2 protein-coding genes are annotated in these 1,645 nt (G+C 32.6%); both read right to left on the bottom strand.

What is annotated here, in order from left to right; translation table 11 throughout:
- Nucleotides 1–4: 4 nt before the first annotated feature.
- Nucleotides 5–694: an ABC transporter ATP-binding protein gene (locus RPL90_RS12455; protein WP_313550217.1), complete on the bottom strand. Its 690-nt coding sequence runs from the start codon at nucleotides 692–694 to the stop codon at nucleotides 5–7.
- On the bottom strand, nucleotides 694–1,645 hold a 952-nt coding region (locus tag RPL90_RS12450), incomplete at its 5' end, for an ABC transporter permease (RefSeq protein ID WP_313550214.1). The genes RPL90_RS12450 and RPL90_RS12455, both read right to left, overlap by 1 nt.

Genomic DNA, 1,645 nt, shown 5'->3' with positions numbered 1-1,645 from the left:
TAGCTTAATTTGACACTGTCTCTTTATCACTATCTACAATTTTACCGTTATCTAATTCTATAACTCTATCGGCATATTGGAATAGACGTTGGTCATGCGTAATCATAATGCCAATCATGTTATTCTCTTGAATTTGTTGTTTAATCATATAGACTACTTCAGTTGCTCTCTTTGCATCCAAACTAGCTGTTGGTTCATCGGCTAAAATTATTTTAGGATCATTCATAAATGCTCTCATTATAGCTACACGTTGTTTTTCTCCTCCTGATAACATATGTGGATATACATTTAAACGATGTGCTAAACCTATATTTTCCAATAAAGTTAGCGCTTTAGCGTTAGCGTCTTTTTTAGACATTTTAGCTTCTTTGCCTAACGTTGTTAGTTGATCTTTAACTGTTAAATATGGCACTAAATGAGATGATTGAAATATAAATCCTATTTCATTTAGCCTTAAATCTGCAGGTTTATTAATTGCTGAAAATAAGGGCGCATCATTATAAATAATATCACCGCTATTAGGTGTTAATAGACCACCTAAAATAGTGAGTAACGTTGTTTTTCCTGAACCAGATGCACCGTTTAAAATAACAAACTCTCCATCCTCCACATTAAAATTAATACCTTTTAAAACTTCTGTTTCAGCTTGACCTTTACCGAACGATTTTGTAATTTCTTTTACTGTTAAAGTCATTATTCTGCACCTCCAATGGCTTCTATAGGATCTACTTTAAATAATTTAACGAATGATAAGATGGCACCAATCATCGCGACTAGAATAAATATGACTACTACGATTGCCAAGTTTGTCGCTGTTATATGGAACGGCATTGATACTGGCATAATCATTGATAATCCACTAATGATGCCGATAGCAATAATAACTCCAATCATCGTGCTGAACACGATTTGTGTTACTAATGCTAATAATAAATGTTTTGTCTTAATACCGATTGCTTTAAGTATGCCAATTTCTGATATTTTTTGAATGGTCATAACATAGAAAAAGGCACTTAATACGATGGCAGTTATAATATATAGACTCACTATCATCATGTTTAATGGTGCTTGTTCAGCTTGATAACTTGGAAGTTCATCAGTGATATTTTTCTCACTATATGTTTTAACGTCATCCATATCTTTTATTTGTTGTTGTTGCTCTTTTGATAATTTATTGACTGGGAAGATTACTGAACTTTGTTTATTCAAGTCGTCGAACCCTTTATTATTCATCATTACTATCGAACTGTGGGCATGCATCGTATCTGTAAGAATACCTGAGACAGTCAATTGCTTACCAGATTTTGTTTTAACTTTATCTCCTACTGATAAGCCGTCCGCAGTTAATTTATTATTAATAGCGACTTCGTTGTTGTTTTTCGGATAATGACCTTTTTCTATTTTTGGCTGATTATCTTTTACGCTATTAATCATCATAACGTCTGCTTCATCTTTATTAATATTTAGCGTCTGAGGTGCTATTTTCATCGGTTGCTGTTTCGTAATATCTTTAATTTGTTGCTGTTGCTTTGTCGTCAATACAGATTTTTCAATTTGTGGTTGCTTATTATCTTGCATGATATATTTTTGTGCATTCATATTATTTAACATTGAAACGTTTTCTCTTGCTAGTCCTTGCGCTAAA

This window comes from Staphylococcus kloosii (assembly GCF_032139365.1).
GTDB classification, from domain to species: Bacteria; Bacillota; Bacilli; order Staphylococcales; family Staphylococcaceae; genus Staphylococcus; species Staphylococcus kloosii_A.
The sequence above is the reverse complement of the archived record's forward strand: the minus strand, read 5'-3'. Positions and strand labels throughout refer to the sequence as shown.